Below are 15,854 nucleotides of genomic sequence, written 5' to 3' on the forward strand. Positions count from 1 at the left end.
GTATCAAAATTCTCTATTAAAATAAAAGTACTATCTAAACAACTGTTAGAAGTATTGAAAAGTAGAATAGATTGTTGGAGGGAAATATAGTTATGTCAGCAAAATGGGAAGCATTAGAAGGGAACCGTGGTGTTCTAACAATTGAATTGGATGCTGAAAAGCTAAACGAAGGTTTAGACCTTGCATTCAAAAAAGTAGTAAAAACAGTTAATATTCCTGGATTCCGTAAAGGGAAAATTCCTCGTGGAATGTTCGAACAACGTTTCGGTATTGAATCATTATACCAAGATGCAATCGATATTCTATTGCCTGAAGCTTATGCTAACGCAATCGATGAAACAGGCATTGAGCCAGTTGATCGTCCAGAAATCGATGTAGAGCAAATCGAAAAAGGAAAAACACTTATCTTCAAAGCAACTGTAACTGTTAAACCAGAAGTTACTTTAGGTGATTACAAAGGCCTAGAAGTAGAAGCTGTTGACACGAATGTTACAGATGAAGATGTAGATGCTGAAATCAAAGCATTGCAAGAAAAACAAGCTGAATTAGTTGTTAAAGAAGATGGGAAAGCTGAATTAGGCGATACAGTTGTTATCGATTTTGAAGGTTTCCAAGACGGAGTTGCTTTCGAAGGCGGCACTGCTGAAAACTTCTCATTAGAACTTGGTTCAGGCCAATTCATCCCAGGCTTCGAAGAGCAATTAGTTGGTCTTGCAGCTGGAGAAAAGAAAGAAGTAGAAGTATCATTCCCAGAAGAGTATCATGCTGCTGAGCTAGCTGGAAAACCTGCTACTTTCAAAGTAACTCTTCATGAAATTAAAGGAAAAGAGCTTCCAGAATTAGATGATGAGTTCGCTAAAGATGTAGATGCTGAAGCAGAAACATTAGCAGAGCTTAAAGAAAAAATCAAAACTCGCCTTGAAGCTGACAGAAAGCATCAAGCTGAACATGCAGTTCGTGACACTGTAGTGGAAAAAGCTGCTGCAAATGCTACAATCGATATCCCATCTGCAATGGTTGATACAGAAATCGACCGCATGATGAACGAATTCGAACAACGTTTGCAAATGCAAGGAATGAACCTTGACCTTTACTTCCAATTCTCAGGTCAAGACGAAGCTGCACTTAAAGAACAAATGAAAGAAGATGCAGGACAACGTGTTCGCGTTAACTTGACTCTAGAAGCTATCGTAAATGCAGAAAACATTTCCGTTTCTGAAGAAGAAGTTACAGCTGAACTAGATAAAATGGCAGAAATGTACAACATGAGCACAGATGCTATTAAACAAGCACTAGGCGGCGTTGAGAATCTGCAAATGGATCTAAAAATCAGAAAAGCAATCGATTTCCTTGTAGAAAACAGCAAAACTGTTGCATAATAGAAGTAGATAAAAATAACTAAGGCGCGAAGTATCGTGCCTTAGTTTTATATTAGTAATAACCAACATATAATAAAGTCACAAGACTTTAATTCCCTCACTTTTCTTGTACAGGAATTTATACATATAAAAAGAGTGGCATATTTCCAGACTTAAAGCAGGCAATTCTGGTTATGCTTAAAAGAAGTACATACGTTTTACCGCAATGGATTACATGGATAGATTTATCCAAGCTGTATCATTTCCTGTACAATCGCTAATGTGGTACAATGCAATACATAACTGTTGTAAAAAAGATAAATAGATGATTAACTTTATAATCCGTGCGGTAAAACATATATATAAGAGTTTTAAGGGGTGAACACATGTTTAAATTTAATGATGAAAAAGGTCAATTAAAATGCTCCTTCTGTGGAAAGACACAGGACCAAGTCCGCAAGCTTGTTGCAGGACCAGGTGTGTACATATGTGATGAATGTATTGAATTATGTACAGAGATAGTGGAAGAGGAGCTTGGAACAGAAGAAGAAGTGGAGTTCAAGGATGTTCCGAAGCCTGCAGAAATCCGCGATATACTTGATGAGTATGTTATTGGACAGGAGCAAGCAAAGAAATCCTTATCTGTAGCCGTATATAACCACTATAAACGTATCAATTCCAACAGCAAAATTGATGATGTTGAACTGTCTAAGAGTAATATTGCTATGATCGGGCCGACAGGAAGCGGTAAAACGCTTTTGGCACAGACACTGGCAAGAATTCTGAATGTTCCATTCGCAATTGCTGACGCAACATCATTAACAGAAGCTGGTTATGTTGGGGAAGATGTCGAGAACATTCTTTTAAAGCTAATCCAGTCTGCTGATTATGATGTGGAAAAAGCAGAAAAAGGAATCATCTATATCGATGAGATTGATAAAGTGGCCCGCAAATCAGAAAACCCGTCTATTACAAGAGATGTTTCTGGTGAAGGTGTGCAGCAGGCATTGTTGAAAATCCTTGAAGGAACTGTTGCAAGTGTTCCGCCTCAAGGTGGGAGAAAACATCCGCATCAGGAGTTTATCCAAATTGATACAACAAACATCCTTTTCATCTGCGGCGGTGCATTTGATGGCATCGAGCCTATCATTAAAAGACGTCTTGGTCAAAAGGTAATTGGGTTTGGCGGAGAAACGAAAGTGGAAGAAGTGGAAGACAAAGACTTGCTTTCAAAAGTACTTCCAGAAGACTTGCTTCGTTTTGGTCTTATTCCGGAATTCATCGGGCGTCTTCCTGTTATCTCAAGCTTAGGACAGCTTGATGAAGAGGCGCTTGTAGAAATACTGACAAAGCCGAAAAACGCTTTAGTGAAACAGTACAAAAAGATGCTTGAACTAGATAATGTTGAATTGGACTTCGAAGAGGATGCCCTAAGGGAAATTGCGAAAAAAGCAATTGAAAGAAAAACAGGTGCCCGCGGACTTCGTTCCATCATTGAAGGCATTATGCTTGATGTGATGTTTGACCTTCCTTCACGTGAAGATATCGTCAAATGCATTATCACAAAAGAAACAGTCGCGGATAACGCTGCTCCGAAACTTGTATTAGAAGACGGAACAGTTGTTGATAAAGAAACGAAAACATCTGCATAACAACAGTTAGCTGTAACTTAAGGGCTGGAATCCTCCGTGGATGCCAGCCCTTTATTTGTTTGTTTTAAGATAATCTAACCAATTCTGTGATTTTTTCCATTAAAATTTGTTTATTCCAACTCTGGGAAGGAGATACTACTTCCTATCAGCAAGATATAATTCAGGAGGTAATAATATGAGTTGGACAGAGATTGCTTTATTTGTACAACTATTCTTTGGCATCATAATCGGTCTGTATTTTTGGAACCTTTTAAAAAGTCAAAGAACACAAAAAGTATCAATTGATCGGGAATCAAAAAAGGAAATGGATCAACTGAGAAAAATGCGTTCTATCTCATTGACAGCTCCGTTATCGGAAAAGGTCAGACCAACAAGCTTTGAAGACATTGTTGGTCAAGAGGATGGCATTAAGGCATTAAAGGCTGCTCTTTGTGGTCCTAATCCGCAGCATGTCATCATATATGGACCGCCTGGAGTCGGGAAGACAGCTGCAGCGAGGCTTGTGCTCGAAGAATCGAAAAGAAATTCAAAATCTCCTTTTAAAAAGAGTTCTGTTTTTGTAGAGCTTGATGCAACTACTGCCAGATTTGATGAAAGAGGTATTGCCGATCCGCTGATTGGATCAGTTCATGACCCAATATACCAAGGGGCTGGAGCGATGGGACAAGCTGGGATTCCTCAACCTAAGCAAGGTGCAGTAACGAATGCCCATGGAGGAGTACTATTTATTGATGAGATAGGTGAACTTCATCCAACGCAAATGAACAAGCTCCTCAAAGTCCTGGAGGATAGAAAGGTGTTTCTTGAAAGTGCGTATTACAATGAAGAAAACACCCAAATCCCAACACATATACATGATATTTTCCAAAATGGTCTTCCAGCAGACTTTAGACTGATTGGAGCGACAACAAGAACACCGAATGAAATTCCTCCTGCTATTCGTTCCAGATGTATGGAAGTATTTTTCCGTGAATTAACAGCAGACGAGGTCGTAAAAATCGGCAAAAAAGCCGCTGATAAAGTGCGATTGGATATTAGCGAGAAAAGCTTAGAAACATTGGCTGAATATGCACGCAATGGGCGCGAAGCAGTCAATATTATTCAAATATCAGCAGGCCTTGCGATAAGCGGTGATCGTACATACATTAAAGACGATGAATTAGAATGGGTTATCCATTCAAGCCAGCTTTCTCCAAGAATGGAGCGTAAGATAAACGATGTATCCCACGTCGGTATAGTCAACGGCCTGGCAGTACATGGTCCAAATATGGGGGCACTCCTTGAAATAGAAGTGACTGCTATACCTGCAGAAAAGGATAAAGGCTCTATCAATATTACGGGAATTGTAGAAGAAGAAAGCATTGGCGGCCAAGGCAAATCAATAAGACGGAAAAGCATGGCTAAAGGATCGATTGAAAATGTCATAACCGTACTAAGGTCAATGGGTGTTCCAGCAGACCAATATGACATCCACGTCAACTTTCCAGGTGGTGTCCCAATAGATGGTCCATCGGCAGGGATTTCAATGGCTGCAGGCATTTATTCAGCCATCTATAAACAACCGATTGACAGAAAGGTAGCAATGACGGGCGAAATAAGCATCCATGGAAATGTGAAGCCTGTCGGCGGTGTGTTTGCAAAAGTGAAAGCAGCACAGAAAGCCGGTGTCAGCACTGTCATTATCCCTGAAGAGAATATGCAATCTGTTCTCAAGGAGATTTCGGGTATAACGATTATCCCGGTTGCATCGTTTAATCAAGTGCTGGAGCTTGCTTTGCTGAAAGAAGCTCCAGATAACGAGGAAGCAATACCTGCTTCGATTAATATATCTAAAAAGGAAAGTGTATAACTGATAAATAGCCCTGCACTAAAAATTGTTGATTCTAACAAATAAAAGTGCAGAGCTTTTTTTATATGAGTAAATGCCAATTAATTTAACAGCAGGCAAAGATGCTTTATAATGTAAGCGACAGAAGGTTTGCTAATTCTTTTACAGAAAAGAGACATAATACAGCCCATTTGTTAAAATAATAACATTATGACATAAGTAAGAGTGGTAACTTACAACTTATACAATCATGCAATATTTCAATACGAATACAAGAACATCGGCAAGCATGCTTACAATTCTTAAGTAAAAATAATGAGGGCAAGTGAGTTCTATTTCCTTTTTTCCTATAATAACCCTAGTTAATAGACACTTTTTCCTAAATAGGATAGAATTGTACAAAGTATGAAATGCGATGCTGGAGGTGCAACGTCATGGAGGAAAAAAAGAATACATTAGTACCCCTCCTGCCGCTTCGAGGATTACTTGTTTATCCAACAATGGTATTACACTTGGATGTTGGTAGAGAAAAGTCGGTGCAGGCACTTGAAAAAGCAATGGTGGAAGACCACCTGATTTTTCTAACAATGCAAAAGGATATTGATATTGATGATCCTGCTGAGGAGGATTTATACAAGGTTGGAACACTGACTAAGGTCAAGCAAATGCTGAAGCTTCCTAACGGTACAATTCGTGTCTTAGTGGAAGGTCTGAAGCGTGCCGAATTAGTGGAGTTGTCGGAAGAGGACGGCTATTATGCCGCATCTCTTAAAGTGATGGAAGAGAACACTTCTAAGGATGTAGAGGACGAGGCATTAATGCGGACAATGCTTCAGTACTTTGAGCAATACATAAAAATCTCCAAAAAGATTTCCAGTGAAACGTATGCAACTGTTTCTGACATGGAGGAACCGGGAAGAATGGCTGATATTATCGCCTCCCACTTGCCGATTAAATTGAAGGAAAAACAGCAGATTCTGGAAACATTAGATAATAAAGAGCGCATGAATCATGTGATTGATATCATTCATAATGAAAAAGAAGTCCTTAACTTAGAAAAGAAAATAGGACAGCGTGTGAAGAAATCCATGGAAAGAACGCAAAAGGAATACTATTTGCGTGAGCAAATGAAAGCGATCCAAAAAGAGCTTGGCGATAAAGATGGAAAAAGCGGAGAAGTCAGCACACTAAGCGAAAAGATAGAGCAGGCCGGAATGCCTGAGCATGTTAAGGCTGCAGCGCTGAAAGAATTAGACCGTTATGAAAAGATTCCGTCTACATCAGCAGAAAGCTCTGTTATCCGAAATTATATTGACTGGCTCTTAGCATTACCGTGGAGCAATGCGACAGAAGATGATTTAAATATAATAAAAGCTGAAAAAATCCTTGATCAAGATCACTACGGTCTTGAAAAGGTGAAGGAACGGGTTTTGGAATATTTGGCCGTTCAAAGCTTAACCAATTCCCTTAAAGGACCAATCCTTTGCTTGGCAGGACCTCCGGGAGTCGGAAAAACGAGCTTAGCACGCTCCATTGCTAAATCTCTTAACCGAAACTTTGTACGCATCTCCCTCGGAGGAGTCAGAGACGAGTCTGAGATTAGAGGTCATAGAAGGACATATGTCGGGGCGATGCCTGGCCGCATCATTCAAGGGATGAAAAAGGCAGGAACCATTAATCCAGTATTCCTATTGGATGAAATCGATAAAATGTCGAACGACTTTAGAGGAGACCCTTCTTCTGCGATGCTGGAAGTGCTAGACCCAGAACAAAACCATAACTTCAGCGATCATTATATTGAAGAAACTTATGATCTTTCCAATGTAATGTTCATTGCAACAGCTAATAATTTGGCAACTATCCCAGGACCGCTTCGTGACCGTATGGAAATAATAAATATTTCCGGATACACAGAGCTAGAAAAAATCCATATTGCCAAAGATCATTTGCTGCTTAAACAGATTAAAGACCATGGACTTACAAAAGGACAGCTGCAAATCAGGGAAGATGCCATTCAAAATATTGTCCGCCATTATACCCGAGAAGCAGGCGTAAGAAGCTTGGAGCGTCAAATCGCGACGATTTGCCGCAAAACAGCGAGAATGATTGTATCAGAAGAAAAGAAAAAAGTAATTTTAACAAGCAAAAATGTGGTAGAATTTCTAGGTAAGCCTATCTTTAGATATGGTCAGGCAGAACTTGAGGATCAAGTTGGTGTTGCGACAGGACTTGCATACACGACAGTCGGCGGAGATACGCTGCAAATAGAAGTATCATTAGCTCCTGGTAAAGGTAAGCTTGTCCTTACAGGGAAACTGGGTGATGTTATGAAGGAATCAGCACAGGCAGCATTCAGCTATATTCGCTCTAAAGCGGAAGAGCTGGGCATTGACTCGAAATTCCATGAGAAGTATGACATTCATATCCACGTCCCAGAAGGAGCGGTGCCAAAAGATGGACCGTCCGCAGGTATTACGATGGTGACAGCTCTTGTTTCCGCACTGTCTGGTAGACCGATTAAAAGAGAAGTAGGTATGACAGGGGAAGTAACGTTGCGCGGCAGAGTTCTGCCAATTGGCGGTTTGAAGGAAAAGTCACTCAGCGCCCATCGTGCAGGCTTGACGACCATCATTGCTCCGAAGGATAATGAGAAAGACTTAGATGATATACCAGAAAGTGTCCGAGAGGAACTGAATTTTATTCTTGTTTCTCATGTGGACGAAGTGTTAAAACATGCTCTGAACGGAAGTGTAAATTCTTGAAAGTAAATAGTGCAGAAATAGTAATTAGTGCAGTAAAGCCACATCAATACCCGGAAACAGATTTACCTGAATTCGCGTTAGCTGGCAGATCAAATGTAGGAAAGTCTTCCTTTATTAATAAAATGCTTGGCAGAAAGGCGCTTGCTCGTATTTCCTCCAAGCCAGGGAAAACGCAGACATTAAATTTTTACTTAATTAACGAAATGCTTCACTTTGTAGACGTTCCTGGCTACGGATACGCAAAAGTATCCAAGAAGGAGCGGGAAGCATGGGGCAAGATGCTCGAAACATATTTTACGACAAGAGAGCAGCTTAAAGCAGTTGTCTTGATTACAGACATTAGACATGCCCCAACTGCAGATGATGTCACGATGTATGAGTTTCTCAAACATTATGGTATACCGGCAGTAATCATTGCAACAAAAGCAGACAAAATTTCTAAATCCCAATGGCAAAAGCATTTAAAAGTCACACGGGAAACTTTAGATCTTAGCAAAGACGATCATCTTATCCTCTTCTCAAGTGAAACAGGAGAAGGGAAAGATAAAGTCTGGTCATTGCTGCAGTACCTTTCCAAAAACTAAAATGCAAAAAAGCCAAATCGGACAACGATTTGGCTTTTTTATTTATGGGAAAATCACCAGAAGGATAATAAAAAGGGCGGAAACAGGAAAAGCTATTAGCAAATCATGGCTTAGTAGGAGGAGTAACTTGTGACAAGTGAGAAACCAATATCCATATTTGCTTTAGGCGGTTTAAATGAAATTGGAAAAAACATGTACGTATTGGAATATGGGGACACAATCTTAGCAATTGACTGCGGAAACAAATTTCCTGATGAAAGTCTGCTTGGAATCGATTTAATAATCCCTGATATCAGTTATTTAGTAGAAAATAAGGAGAAAGTGAAAGCACTTATTGTCACACATGGACATGAGGATCATATTGGCGGCATCCCTTATTTTTTGAAACAATTAAATGTACCTGTTTATGGAACAAAATTTACTCTTGGCCTTATTGAACTAAAGCTTAAGGAACATGGTCTTGCAGGGGATACAGAATTAATTGAGATTACTAATAGCTCACAATTAACATTTGACGAAATTAAAGCCGAATTTTTCAAGGTGAATCACAGTATTCCTGATTGTGTAGGCATTGTATTTCGTACCCCACTTGGAAATATTGTGCACACGGGAGACTTTAAGTTCGATCTAACCCCTGCGAATAAGGAACACTCAGATATACATAAAATGGCTCAAATCGGTTCAGAAGGAGTTTTATTGCTTATATCTGAAAGCACGAATGCTGAACGGCCTGGCCTGTCTCCATCTGAACAATTAGTAGGCAGCCATATTCTTGAAGCCTTCCGAAAAGCAGAAAGAAAAGTAATTTTGTCAACATTTGCTTCCAATATTAACAGGGTACAGCAAGTTGTGGATGCAGCAATCGATACAAATCGCAAGCTTGCTCTTCTTGGCAGAAGCATGCTTAATGTCGTGGAGGTTGCGATGACTCGTGGCTACTTACAAGTTCCAGAAGGTCTGTTAATCGACCAGGACCAGATTGAACTATTCCCTCCAGAAAAGGTCGCGATACTTTGTACAGGCAGTCAGGGAGAACCATTAGCTGCACTTGCCAGATTATCGACTGGAAATTTTCGGGGAGTTGAAGTGCTTCGCGGTGATACCGTTATTTTTGCTGCCGGTCCAATTCCAGGAAATGAAAGATATGTTTCGCGAATTGTGGACAACTTCTTTGCAATCGGAGCAAATGTAATTTACGGTTCTGGCAGCATGTCTGGCATGCATGTTTCGGGACATGGGTACCAAGAAGATTTAAAGCTTATGCTGACATTGATGAGGCCGCACTATTTCATCCCAATACACGGTGAATACAGAATGCTTAACCAGCACCGTAGCCTTGCTGAATCAGTCGGTGTAGAGGAAGGCAACACTTTTATTATCGGCAATGGTGACGTTGTCGACATTCAAGATAAAAAAGCAAGATTTACAAGAAATGTCCATGCTGGCAACACCTATGTTGATGGTGTTGGTGTAGGGGATGTCGGCGAGGTAGTACTTCGGGACCGCAAGCAGCTTGCTGAGGATGGAATGCTTGTAATCGTGCTGACAATGAGCAAGCATGAGAAAAAGCTGATTGCAGAGCCAGATACTATTTCAAGAGGCTTTGTATACGTACGAGATGCCGAAGATCTCCTTCGGGAGGTAAACCGCCTTATTAAAGAAGCAGTCATGAGCATTGACGCAAGAGGTAAAAATCAATGGGGTGCCATTAAGCAGGAAGTGCGCAAAGCTGCAGGCCAGTATATCTTCCATCAAACGAAAAGAAAACCGATGATCCTGCCGATCATTATTGAAGTATAAAAAAACAGATAGCTTTAGCTATCTGTTTTGCTTTATTTCCGTTTCGAAAGCAGAAAATATCCGCCAATAAGCAGGAATAAAAGCGGTGTAAAGAATTTCAGTGTACTTTCACCGATATGGATGAACGTAATGGAAGCCACTATTTCTTCGTAAAAAAGCAGCAAGCCTGCCAACAGTAGAAACAGCACACCATTTACCAGGCCCGAACCTGCTCTTTGATTGAAGAGAATAAACCCTAACGCGATAATCAATAAAAATGTTCCCGTATCATCCGGCCAAATCGCCAGTTTATTAACAAGGTGAAAGTGAAGGCCAAACCCTGTTAAAATCACCCCAGGCAAGATAGAGCCATGATCCTTGCCTATAAAGCCTTGACATAAAAAGGCAAGGCCAACGATGATTAGCAATGTAGGCCAAGAATAAAAGTCAGGGAATGGAGACATATTTAATTCATTTAGTAAAAAGTATAATCCGAATCCAACTAGCACAACACCAGTAAATAATTTATAAGATTTCATATTTCCTCCGTTTCCAGTAATACAAGCTTGAATACAACCGATATCTTTGTTACTGTACATTGAGTAGATAGTATTAGATAGGCTGTTTTTTGAACAGCAAAAAACAAAAAAAGCTGTTTTAATAGATGATTTTGGCATACACTATTACTAGTAAATACACATAGTATAAAACTGACTTTGCCAATAATACTATATGTTAACATATCAATTCACAATTTGTTCACAATTAAAAGCATATTTCTTGCCCATAATTAGTGTTTTTTTGTTATAATAAGTACATGTTTAGAATTATTATAAATAAAGAATCGATTTTTGGTTGAAATCCTTTGGGGGTGTCATTTACTTATGCATATAGTTGTGGTTGGACTAAATTATAAAACGGCCCCAGTAGAAATTAGAGAACGGTTAACATTTGACTCTTCGAAAATAGGGGAAGCAATGAGTCAGTTGCAAAAGAAAAAAAGCATATTAGAGAATATCATCATTTCTACTTGCAATCGTACAGAAATTTATGCTGTTGTCGACCAATTGCATACTGGTCGTTATTATATAAAAGAATTTTTGTCTGAATGGTTTGAGATTGACCAGTCAGAATTCAGTCCATATATATTTGTATACGAACAGGATGGAGCTATGAACCATCTTTTTCAAGTTGCGTGCGGATTAAATTCTATGGTGGTAGGGGAAACTCAAATTCTTGGGCAAGTGCGTGCAAGTTTTCTAGAAGCCCAATCCATTCAGTCTTCTGGCACAGTCTTTAACCAGTTGTTCAAGCAGGCTATTACGCTTGCGAAAAAGGCTCATACAGAAACAGATATCGGTGCTAATGCAGTTTCTGTCAGCTATGCGGCTGTAGAATTGGCGAAAAAGATTTTCGGAACTTTAGAGAACAAAAATGTACTCATATTAGGTGCGGGGAAGATGGGCGAGCTGGCAATTCAGAACCTGTACAGCAATGGAGCTAAAAACGTGACGGTCATTAACCGCACTTTTGAAAAGGCACAAAGCCTTGCAGACCGGTTTGAAGGTCAGGCGAAGTCATTGAGTGAGCTTCAATGTGCATTGATTGATGCTGACATTCTTATCAGCTCTACTGGTGCAAGCTCGTTTGTCATTACGAAAAGTATGATGAATACAGTGGAAAAGATTCGCAAAGGTAAACCGTTATTTATGGTTGATATTGCTGTTCCTCGTGATTTAGACCCTGCACTAGCAGAGTTGGATAGTGTGTTTTTATATGATATAGATGACTTGGAAGGGATTGTGGAAGCAAACCTTCAAGAGCGTCAAAAAGAAGCAGCAAAAATCATGCTTATGATTGAAACAGAAATTGTAGAGTTTAATGAATGGCTTCATTTATTAGGAATCGTTCCAGTGATTTCTGCCCTTCGCGATAAAGCTTTGGCAATCCAGGGAGAAACGATGAAGAGCATTGAAAGAAAGCTGCCTCATTTAAGTGACCGTGATAAGAAAGTCTTAAATAAACATACGAAAAGCATCATTAATCAAATGCTGAAGGATCCAATCCTTCATGCGAAAGAACTTGCCTCTTCCGATGATCGAGAAAAGGCGATGGAGCTGTTCGTTAAAATTTTTAATTTAGAGCAGGATGTCCATTCTCAAGCAACAGTTGTGAAGGAAGACAAGAAAACAGTTTCTTCTTTACAGCCAAACTTTCAAGGTTAAAAAATCAACCTGAAAGCTAGATTGTTTATAAGAGTTTTGGCATTATAGTATATGGAAGCAATCTTTACACAAGGCCTTAATTGTTAAAGGGGAAACACATATATGACAGATGCTTATTTGACAAGACTTCATGAATTAACGATTATTCTTTATGCAATATCTGTGCTCTTATACTTTTTTGATTTTATGCATAATAACCAGAAAGCCAATAGAGCAGCTTTCTGGTTACTTTCCGTTGTTTGGCTCCTGCAGACTTCGTTTCTGTTTATTTACATGATGCAGACAAAACGGTTTCCGGTGCTGACTATTATGGAAGGACTGTATTTCTACACATGGGTCTTAGTTTCCTTTTCGCTTTTAATTAACAAGCTGCTGAAAATAGACTTTATTGTCTTTTTTACAAATGTACTTGGGTTTATTATTATGGCCATCCATACGTTTGCGCCGATGAGCGAGGGAACAGAAATGGCCAAGCAAGTTGTTTCAGAGCTGCTTTTTATTCATATTACAGCAGCGTTGCTTGCGTACGGGGGCTTTTCATTATCTTTTATTTTTTCTTTACTGTATTGTGTTCAATATAATCTTTTAAAAAAGAAAGCATGGGGAAAAAGGCTGCGGCGCATTCCCGACTTATCGAGGTTAGAAAACCTCTCCTATTTGTTTAATGTGTTCAGTGTGCCTACCTTGCTGATTTCCTTGATACTGGGAATTCAATGGGCAAGTGTTCAAGCGCCAGGGTTTATCTGGTATGATCCGAAAATTCTTGGTTCCTTTTTAGTCCTATTTATTTACGGATGCTGTTTATATATAAGGGTAACGCACAAACTAGTAGGAAAAGGAATTGCTTTCTTTAATATTGCATGTTTTTTAGTATTGTTGATTAACTTCTTTTTAATAGGAAATTTTTCAACGTTTCACTATAAGTGATAAAGCTACATAAGCCGACGAAAAGCGGCTAAAAGTTGAAGCTGGAGGCATACTTATGCGAAAAATTATTGTCGGTTCAAGACGAAGCAAATTAGCGATAACACAAACGAAATGGGTTATTAATCAACTGAAAAGATTAGACCCGTCATATGAATTTGAAATTAAGGAAATGGTTACAAAAGGTGATGTCGTCCTTGATGTTACGTTATCAAAGGTTGGCGGAAAAGGACTGTTTGTCAAAGAAATTGAGCAAGCGATGCTTGATAAGGAAATTGACATCGCAGTGCACAGCATGAAAGATATGCCTGCAGTACTGCCACCGGGACTTACAATCGGCTGTATTCCAGAAAGAGAGGACCATCGCGACGCGCTTATCTCAAAAGGCCATATTCCATTAAAGGACTTGAAGGAAGGCGCTATTATTGGGACGAGCAGCTTAAGACGCGGTGCCCAGCTGTTAGCTGTAAGACCGGATCTGGAAATCAAATGGATTCGTGGAAATATTGATACACGATTAAAGAAGCTGGAAACAGAGGAATATGATGCAATTATTCTTGCAGCTGCAGGGTTAGCGAGAATGGGCTGGACAAGCGATGTTGTTACAGAGTTTCTTGATCCAGAAACATGCTTGCCGGCAGTAGGTCAAGGTGCATTATCTATTGAATGCAGAGAAGATGATAAGGAAGTGCTCGAATTATTAAGCAAGCTATCATCTGAGGAAACGACGAAAACAGTTTATGCTGAAAGAGCCTTCTTAAACAAAATGGATGGCGGCTGCCAAGTTCCGATTGCCGGATTTGCCACAATGGTTAATAACGAGGAGCTGACATTGACAGCCCTTGTTACCTCTCCAGATGGCAAAACGGTGTTTAAAGAGGTACTGACAGGTACAAACCCTGTAGAACTCGGTGAACAGGCTGCAGAAATTCTTACAGAGCGCGGAGCAAAGAAATTAATTGATCGTCTGAAAGAAGAGAATATTATTGATGCTTAAGCCGCTGCACGGCAAAAGCATTCTGGTTCCCCGCGCGAAAAAACAAGCTACTGAACTTTCTGCAACAATTAAGCAATTGGGAGGCGCGCCTGTCGAGATACCGTTACTTGCCTTTCGCAGCCTCCCATTAGCTAGTAATATGCAAGCAAAGCTTAAAGAAGGCGTTTATGATTGGCTAGTATTTACAAGCAGCAATGGAGTGAACGCTTTTTTTTCAACAATGGAGCTTAAAGACTCTTTATATAAGATTGCGGTAATTGGGGATAAAACAGCCGAAACATTAGCCAAATATGGCCATAAGGCTGCTTTTATTCCGTCCTCGTTTGTTGCTGAAACATTTGCTCAGGAATTCGCAAAGGAAGTAGCAAAAAATGAACAGGTTCTTATTATAAAGGGCAGCTTAGCAAGAAACGTTCTTTACAAAAGCCTCTGTGCGGCAGGGATTGCGGCAGAGGAAGCAATCATTTATGAAACTTACTTTCCAAAGGAGAGCGAGACTCTATTAGTAGAGGCTTTAAAGAAGCGAAGTTTGGATGTGCTTTTGTTTACAAGTTCATCCACAGTGGAATATTTTATGGATGTAGTCCATACATACAACCTTTACGATTATATAAAGGACTGCATCATCGGATGCATAGGTCCGATAACAAAGAAAAAACTAGCTGATAATGGAATAAATGTTCACATTTTTCCCGACAATTTTACTGTAGACAGCATGCTGGAGCAATTAGTTCAATATTTAACAGAATAGGGGAGAACAAACATGTCATTACAATTTAAACGTCACCGCAGACTTCGTCAATCTGCAAGTATGAGAGCATTAGTAAGGGAAACGCATGTTCATGTAGATGATTTGATTTATCCAATTTTCATTGCTGAGGGTGAAAACATTAAGCGGGAAATCTCATCAATGCCAGGTATCTATAACCTGTCGATTGACCGCTTGAAAGAGGAAATGGACGAGGTGCAAAGCCTTGGTATTAAATCAGTGCTTTTGTTTGGAATACCGTTAGAAAAGGATGAATGCGGAACACAGGCATTTCATGATCACGGTATCGTGCAAGAAGGAATTCGGTTTATTAAGAGTAACTATCCGGAGATTGTTATCATCGCGGATACTTGTCTTTGTGAATATACAAGTCATGGACATTGCGGCATTGTCGAGAGCGGCCGTGTCTTGAATGATGAATCATTAGAGTTGCTTGTGAAAACAGCTGTAAGCCAGGCTGAAGCAGGTGCAGACATTATCGCTCCTTCCAATATGATGGACGGCTTTGTCGCTGCGATTCGCAAAGGTCTTGATGAAGCAGGTTATTTAGATACACCAATCATGTCATACGGAGTGAAATATTCATCTGCATTCTACGGACCATTCAGAGAAGCAGCTGACAGCACTCCGCAATTTGGTGACCGCAAAGCATATCAAATGGATCCTGCTAACCGTATGGAAGCTTTGAGAGAAGCTGAATCAGATGTGGAAGAAGGCGCGGATTTCATGATTGTTAAGCCTGGTATGCCATATTTGGATATTGTCCGTGATATGAAAAACACGTTGAAAATGCCAATCGTGATTTATAATGTAAGTGGAGAATACAGCATGGTTAAAGCTGCAGCACAAAATGGCTGGATAGATGAAGAAAGAATCGTGATGGAAATGATGGTAAGCATGAAGCGTGCAGGTGCAGATTTAATTATGACTTATTTTGCGAAAGATGTTGCTCGCTGGTTGAAAGAACAATAAGAAA

The 15,854-nt window shown here is 39.8% G+C and carries 12 protein-coding genes; 11 read left to right on the top strand and 1 reads right to left on the bottom strand.

Going from position 1 to position 15,854, the window contains the following annotated elements; genetic code table 11:
• Nucleotides 1–92 precede the first annotated feature (92 nt).
• The 6 genes from tig to M3600_RS05345 all read left to right on the top strand — a co-directional run bounded on the left by tig (nucleotide 93) and on the right by M3600_RS05345 (nucleotide 9,984).
• On the top strand, nucleotides 93–1,379 hold the full coding sequence (gene tig / locus M3600_RS05320; RefSeq protein ID WP_233318323.1) for a trigger factor: 1,287 nt from the start codon (nucleotides 93–95) through the stop codon (nucleotides 1,377–1,379).
• Nucleotides 1,380–1,744: 365 nt separating this feature from the next.
• Nucleotides 1,745–3,010, top strand: coding sequence for an ATP-dependent protease ATP-binding subunit ClpX (gene clpX / locus M3600_RS05325; RefSeq protein WP_233318325.1), 1,266 nt, complete (start codon nucleotides 1,745–1,747; stop codon nucleotides 3,008–3,010).
• Nucleotides 3,011–3,185: 175 nt separating this feature from the next.
• Nucleotides 3,186–4,859 carry an ATP-dependent protease LonB gene (gene lonB / locus M3600_RS05330; RefSeq protein ID WP_233318327.1) on the top strand — a complete coding sequence of 558 codons (1,674 nt, stop codon included), beginning with the start codon at nucleotides 3,186–3,188 and terminating at the stop codon, nucleotides 4,857–4,859.
• 413 nt (nucleotides 4,860–5,272) lie between these two features.
• Nucleotides 5,273–7,600 (top strand): endopeptidase La, encoded by a 2,328-nt coding sequence (gene lon / locus M3600_RS05335; RefSeq protein WP_233318329.1) that lies wholly within the window; start codon nucleotides 5,273–5,275, stop codon nucleotides 7,598–7,600.
• Nucleotides 7,597–8,184 (top strand): ribosome biogenesis GTP-binding protein YihA/YsxC, encoded by a 588-nt coding sequence (yihA, locus tag M3600_RS05340; protein WP_233318331.1) that lies wholly within the window; start codon nucleotides 7,597–7,599, stop codon nucleotides 8,182–8,184. The genes lon and yihA overlap by 4 nt, the downstream gene beginning before the upstream one ends.
• A 192-nt stretch (nucleotides 8,185–8,376) precedes the next feature.
• A complete protein-coding gene (locus M3600_RS05345) occupies nucleotides 8,377–9,984 on the top strand; it encodes a ribonuclease J (protein WP_233318418.1) in 1,608 nt (535 codons plus the stop codon).
• A gap of 32 nt (nucleotides 9,985–10,016) precedes the next feature.
• On the opposite strand, the gene M3600_RS05350 is transcribed toward M3600_RS05345, so the two are convergent.
• The gene (locus M3600_RS05350) at nucleotides 10,017–10,502 is read right to left on the bottom strand and encodes a LiaI-LiaF-like domain-containing protein (protein WP_233318334.1); all 486 of its coding nucleotides are present in this window, start codon (nucleotides 10,500–10,502) and stop codon (nucleotides 10,017–10,019) included.
• A gap of 345 nt (nucleotides 10,503–10,847) precedes the next feature.
• On the opposite strand from M3600_RS05350, the gene hemA reads away from it, so the two are divergent.
• The 5 genes from hemA to hemB all read left to right on the top strand — a co-directional run bounded on the left by hemA (nucleotide 10,848) and on the right by hemB (nucleotide 15,850).
• Nucleotides 10,848–12,188 (top strand): glutamyl-tRNA reductase, encoded by a 1,341-nt coding sequence (gene hemA / locus M3600_RS05355; protein WP_233318336.1) that lies wholly within the window; start codon nucleotides 10,848–10,850, stop codon nucleotides 12,186–12,188.
• A gap of 102 nt (nucleotides 12,189–12,290) precedes the next feature.
• Nucleotides 12,291–13,115 (top strand): cytochrome C assembly family protein, encoded by an 825-nt coding sequence (locus M3600_RS05360; protein WP_233318338.1) that lies wholly within the window; start codon nucleotides 12,291–12,293, stop codon nucleotides 13,113–13,115.
• A gap of 55 nt (nucleotides 13,116–13,170) precedes the next feature.
• On the top strand, nucleotides 13,171–14,109 hold the full coding sequence (gene hemC / locus M3600_RS05365; RefSeq protein WP_233318339.1) for a hydroxymethylbilane synthase: 939 nt from the start codon (nucleotides 13,171–13,173) through the stop codon (nucleotides 14,107–14,109).
• A complete protein-coding gene (locus tag M3600_RS05370) occupies nucleotides 14,102–14,860 on the top strand; it encodes a uroporphyrinogen-III synthase (protein WP_251645023.1) in 759 nt (252 codons plus the stop codon). Before hemC ends, M3600_RS05370 begins: the two co-directional genes overlap by 8 nt.
• A 12-nt stretch (nucleotides 14,861–14,872) precedes the next feature.
• Complete coding sequence (gene hemB, locus M3600_RS05375; protein WP_233318341.1) at nucleotides 14,873–15,850, top strand: porphobilinogen synthase; 978 nt, start codon at nucleotides 14,873–14,875, stop codon at nucleotides 15,848–15,850.
• Nucleotides 15,851–15,854 lie beyond the last annotated feature (4 nt).

This window comes from Niallia sp. MER 6 (assembly GCF_023714395.1).
GTDB lineage: Bacteria > Bacillota > Bacilli > Bacillales > Cytobacillaceae > Niallia.